8 protein-coding genes are annotated in these 4772 nt (G+C 40.3%); 6 read left to right on the forward strand and 2 right to left on the reverse strand.

Annotation, left to right across the window (positions count from 1 at the left end; all coding sequences use genetic code 11):
• Nucleotides 1–2 precede the first annotated feature (2 nt).
• Together HP456_RS20010 and glnA are read left to right on the forward strand one after the other, a co-directional pair.
• Nucleotides 3–392 (forward strand): MerR family transcriptional regulator, encoded by a 390-nt coding sequence (locus tag HP456_RS20010; protein WP_172254376.1) that lies wholly within the window; start codon nucleotides 3–5, stop codon nucleotides 390–392.
• 39 nt (nucleotides 393–431) lie between these two features.
• Nucleotides 432–1766 carry a type I glutamate--ammonia ligase gene (gene glnA, locus HP456_RS20015; protein WP_172254378.1) on the forward strand — a complete coding sequence of 445 codons (1335 nt, stop codon included), beginning with the start codon at nucleotides 432–434 and terminating at the stop codon, nucleotides 1764–1766.
• 102 nt (nucleotides 1767–1868) lie between these two features.
• On the opposite strand, the gene lexA is transcribed toward glnA, so the two are convergent.
• The gene (gene lexA / locus HP456_RS20020; protein ID WP_172254380.1) at nucleotides 1869–2489 is read right to left on the reverse strand and encodes a transcriptional repressor LexA; all 621 of its coding nucleotides are present in this window, start codon (nucleotides 2487–2489) and stop codon (nucleotides 1869–1871) included.
• A 157-nt stretch (nucleotides 2490–2646) separates the two neighbouring features.
• Between lexA and yneA the strand changes: the two genes are divergently transcribed.
• The 3 genes from yneA to HP456_RS20035 all read left to right on the forward strand — a co-directional run bounded on the left by yneA (nucleotide 2647) and on the right by HP456_RS20035 (nucleotide 3965).
• Entirely contained in the window at nucleotides 2647–2973 is a 327-nt protein-coding gene (gene yneA, locus HP456_RS20025; protein WP_172254382.1) for a cell division suppressor protein YneA, read from the forward strand.
• A 13-nt stretch (nucleotides 2974–2986) separates the two neighbouring features.
• The gene (locus HP456_RS20030; RefSeq protein ID WP_172254384.1) at nucleotides 2987–3637 is read left to right on the forward strand and encodes a YneB family resolvase-like protein; all 651 of its coding nucleotides are present in this window, start codon (nucleotides 2987–2989) and stop codon (nucleotides 3635–3637) included.
• 94 nt (nucleotides 3638–3731) lie between these two features.
• The gene (locus tag HP456_RS20035) at nucleotides 3732–3965 is read left to right on the forward strand and encodes a DUF896 domain-containing protein (protein WP_172254386.1); all 234 of its coding nucleotides are present in this window, start codon (nucleotides 3732–3734) and stop codon (nucleotides 3963–3965) included.
• Nucleotides 3966–4197: 232 nt separating this feature from the next.
• On the opposite strand, the gene HP456_RS20040 is transcribed toward HP456_RS20035, so the two are convergent.
• On the reverse strand, nucleotides 4198–4461 hold the full coding sequence (locus HP456_RS20040; RefSeq protein ID WP_172254388.1) for a hypothetical protein: 264 nt from the start codon (nucleotides 4459–4461) through the stop codon (nucleotides 4198–4200).
• 136 nt (nucleotides 4462–4597) lie between these two features.
• Here HP456_RS20040 and HP456_RS20045 point away from each other — a divergent pair.
• A partial coding sequence (locus HP456_RS20045) for a thiamine pyrophosphate-binding protein (RefSeq protein ID WP_172254390.1) occupies nucleotides 4598–4772 on the forward strand: 175 nt, incomplete at its 3' end.

A 4772-nucleotide genomic window follows, 5' to 3' on the forward strand; every position in this document is an offset into this window, starting at 1 on the left:
CGATGGCTTTATTTCCTATAAGTATTGTCATGCAGCTCACGGACTTGACGGCTCGTCAGATTCGTTACTACGAAGAGCATGAGTTGATTACACCCGCACGGACAGAGGGAAATCGCAGGCTCTTTTCCTTGAATGACATTGATAAATTGTTAGAAGTTAAAGATTTGTTAGATCAAGGTGTGAACATGGCCGGAATTAAGAAGATATTTTCTGTTGCTGCTGTGGCTGAAACAAAAGTAGTGTCTGAATCAAGTGAACCAGAGGAAGAAAAAGTACGACAGGATCTAACTGACGAACAGCTGCGTAAATTACTGCGAAATGAATTAATTCATTCCGGAAAGTCTAATCGGGCTTCGTTGCGTCAGGGAGACATGTCCCGCTTTTTTCATTAATAAATAATCTTTAATTAATCTGAGGAGGAATTACGCAAAATGGCAAAGTATACTCGTGAAGATGTGGTTAGATTAGCGAATGAAGAAGGTGTTAAATTCATTCGTCTGCAATTTACTGATATCCTGGGGACGATCAAGAACGTGGAAATCCCTTTCAGTCAGTTAGAGAAAGCATTGGATAACAAAATGATGTTTGACGGATCTTCAATTGAAGGTTTTGTGCGAATCGAAGAATCGGATATGTATTTATTCCCGGATCTGGACACATGGCTTGTATTCCCTTGGACAGCAGAAAAAGGGAAAGTCGCACGTTTGATCTGTGATATCTATAACCCGGATGGTACACCGTTCGAAGGTGATCCGCGTAACAATCTCAAGCGAGTATTAAAAGAAATGGAAGAGCTTGGATTCTCTGATTTCAATCTTGGGCCTGAACCGGAATTCTTCCTATTCAAATTGGATGTAAATGGTGAACCTACTCTTGAATTAAACGATAACGGAGGTTATTTTGACCTTGCACCGACAGACTTAGGAGAGAACTGCCGTAGGGATATCGCGCTTGAATTAGAAGAAATGGGCTTTGAAATTGAAGCTTCCCATCATGAGGTTGCACCTGGACAGCATGAAATCGACTTTAAATACGCAAGTGCATTAAGAGCTTGTGACGATATCCAGACGTTTAAACTTGTTGTTAAAACAATTGCACGTAAGCATGGCCTTCATGCTACATTTATGCCTAAACCATTATTTGGTGTGAATGGTTCCGGGATGCATTGTAATATGTCACTCTTTAAAGATGGTAAAAATGCTTTCTTCGATGAAAAAGGAGATTTGCAATTGAGTGATACTGCACGCCAGTTCCTTGCTGGAACAATCAAGCATGCAACTGCATTCACTGCGATCACCAACCCTACTGTCAACTCGTATAAACGATTAGTACCAGGATACGAGGCTCCTTGTTATGTTGCATGGTCAGCTCAAAACCGCAGTCCATTGATCCGTATCCCTGCATCCCGTGGTATCAGTACACGTGTTGAGGTGCGCAGTGTTGACCCGGCGGCTAACCCTTATCTGGCTATGTCGGTACTTCTGGCAGCAGGACTTGACGGAATCAAAAACAATCTTGAAGCACCTAAACCAATCGACCGTAACATTTATGTAATGGATAAGAAGGAACGCGAAGAGGCAGGTATCATTGATTTACCGGCTACTTTGCATGCTGCTCTCGATGAATTGAAAAAGGATGAAGTGATCGTTAAATCACTTGGCGGCCATATCTTCGAACATTTTGTGGAAGCAAAGGAAATTGAGTGGGATATGTTCCGTACACAAGTACATCCATGGGAAAGAGAACAGTATATCCAAATGTATTAAGATGAATTTGATAGAAAGTATAAAAGCCGACGCACTATTTGCGCCGGCTTTTATAATGTCTAAATATACAAAAGAACGCTATTAAAATAGCGTTCTTAAGAATTAATGCACTTGACGATATACCCCGATGACTTTTCCTAAAATAGATACATTTCGTAAGATGATGGGACTCATAGTAGAGTTCTCCGGCTGAAGTCTTACAAAATCCTTCTCTTTGAAGAAGCGTTTGACTGTTGCTTCATCTTCTTCCGTCATGGCAACTACAATATCCCCGTTGTTAGCTGTCTGCTGCTGGCGTACAATGACGAAATCCCCATCGAGGATCCCGGCTTCAATCATACTGTCACCCATGATTTCAAGCATAAAGACCTGTTCATCTGAAGGGGCAAGACGCTCAGGGAGAGGGAAGAATTCCTCTACATTTTCTACCGCTGTTATTGGCTGACCTGCAGTGACCTTACCAATGAGCGGGACATTTACAACCTTGTGGCGAGGAATGGTGTCTTCTTCTAAATCAAGGATTTCAATGGCTCTCGGTTTTGTCGGATCACGGCGGATGAGTCCTTTGCTTTCCAATCTTGCCAGATGGCCGTGGACTGTGGAGCTTGAAGCTAAACCGACAGCTTCACCGATTTCACGTACGGATGGCGGATAACCTTTCTCTTTCACTGATACTTTAATGTATTGCAGAATGTCTTGCTGTCGTTTAGACAATTTTGTCATGTTCACGCACCTCTATTATCGATCTTATGTTCCCATTATAGCATGTCTTACCGAACGATACAAACATAAGTTCGAATTTTCGGTTGACACCAAACGAATGTTCGTATTACAATCGAGTTACAAATAACGAACAAACATTCGCATGGAGGTTAATTTTATGATATCACTTATATGGAGTCGTTTCTCTTATATTATTATTCTTTTTGTATTATCCTTTTTATCATCAGCATACATTTTTTTGAATGCAGACAGTGAACCTGCCTACGAAACAGTCAGGGTGAGTGAAGGAGATACCCTCTGGACGATTGCAGAAAAGTTTAAAGAGGATTATTCTATGACGAGAGAAGAGTTTATTATTTGGGTGGGAGAAGAGAACAAGCTTACTTCCTACTCCATAGAACCAGGAATGTCACTTGTCTTGCCGGTGGAATCCCCCATACATCCTGACCGCCCGGATACACAGCTTGCCATGAATAACAAATAGAGGGTGAGACTCAATGAAAGCAGCGATTTACTGCAGGGTCAGTACGAAGAAGGATACGCAGGAAACGTCCTTGGAAAGACAGGAAGCTGAATTAGTGAAGCTTGCCGGGGAACACAACTTTGAGGTTGCAGCCATCATAAAGGATCAGGAAAGCGGATTTGAATTGGACCGCCCCGGTGTCCTGGTTCTGCTGGATTTGATAAAGGATCAATCCATCGATGCTGTGCTGATACAGGATGAAACAAGAATAGGCAGAGGGAATGCGAAGATAGCATTGATCCATTGCATCTTAAAGGAAAATGTGAAAATCATAAGTCAGACTCACAGCGGAGAATTGCATTTATCCGAGTCCGATTCAATGGTCATCAATATCGTAAGCATGGTTGAAGAATATCAAAGGAAGCTGCATAATCTGAAGATCAAAAGGGGAATGAGACGGGCAGTTGAAAATGGATTCCGTCCTTATAATAATTTGAAGAATAAAGGAAATGCTGAAGGCAGAGAGCGCATTGAAGTGCCTGTTAAAGAAATTGTCCGTTTAAGGAAGAACGAACTGACTTTTGCGGAAATAGCAGCAACTTTAAGGGGCTTTGGATATAATATATCAAAAGCGACCGTACATAGAAGATTTAAAGAGTATATCTCAGAACAGGAAGAAACTTAATCCTTGTCATACAGACTATTATTTAGTAACATATCGGTATATTTTAAAGTACTGATGATACACGTAGATATTAGCTGTAAAGGAGTTTTCGTTCATGCTTTCCAAGAAAAAGATGAATAGAATAAATGAGCTGGCAAAAAAGTCAAAAGCAACCGGACTAACTGAAAGCGAAGCAAAAGAGCAAACTAAATTAAGAAAAGAATATCTGGAAACGTTCCGCCAGTCAATGAAAGGTACCATTGAAAATACTCGCATTTTTGATTCTGAGGGTAATGAAGTGACACCTAAGAAAGTAAAGGATATTCAAAATAAACGTAAGATGCATTAATAATTTAATGTTTGGCTAAAGATTATTATGGAAAAAGTTCCTGCTGCGCTTTCCGCGATGATCTTGCACGGAAATGAACAGCGGGGCTAACAAAGGCAAATTAAACCATAAAGCAGCTGGGATAAATATGTTTCAGCCAAATAAAAATCCGAACTTTAATCCAAATTCTTTCTTTAGAATTGGAATTAGTTCGGATTTTTTTATAGGTTGGTTGTTAAAAATTGATGTTCATTTAGCTTATGCTTGCCGGGGTTGTGCGAGCCGCCTCCGTTTTTCTATTGCCCAGCTCCAGGCCATAGAGACCCATGTCATAAGTCAATTCGACAACTCCTTCGCAGCCGATTCGCCCTATACCACCCGCCCGAGAGAGTTTTGCATGAAAATCATACTGGTGATTAGCAACGTAAAAAAGTTGTAACCTGACATTAATCTTTTTTAGATAATCGTATTTCAGTTTTGTCTCAGGCTCTTGATTATTGTTTGAAAAAACAATCAATATACAAAATCCCCATTCCAGGGAAGTTTTTATTTTTCAACATGATAAAGTCATGTTATCATTCAAGATAGTTGTATAAACTACTGAAGAAGATTAATATTAATAAGGAAGTAAGAAAAGGAAGGATGTCTGACTTATGTTTGATAATACGGATCAGTTAGCTATTAATACAATAAGAACATTATCTATCGATGCAATTGAAAAAGCAGGTTCTGGACACCCGGGAATGCCTATGGGTGCAGCACCTATGGCGTATGCCCTTTGGACACGCTTTATGAACCATAATCCTAAAAATCCTGAGTGGTTCAACA

The sequence above is a fragment of the Bacillus haikouensis genome, assembly GCF_013179555.1.
GTDB classification, from domain to species: domain Bacteria; phylum Bacillota; class Bacilli; order Bacillales; family Bacillaceae_B; genus Rossellomorea; species Rossellomorea haikouensis_A.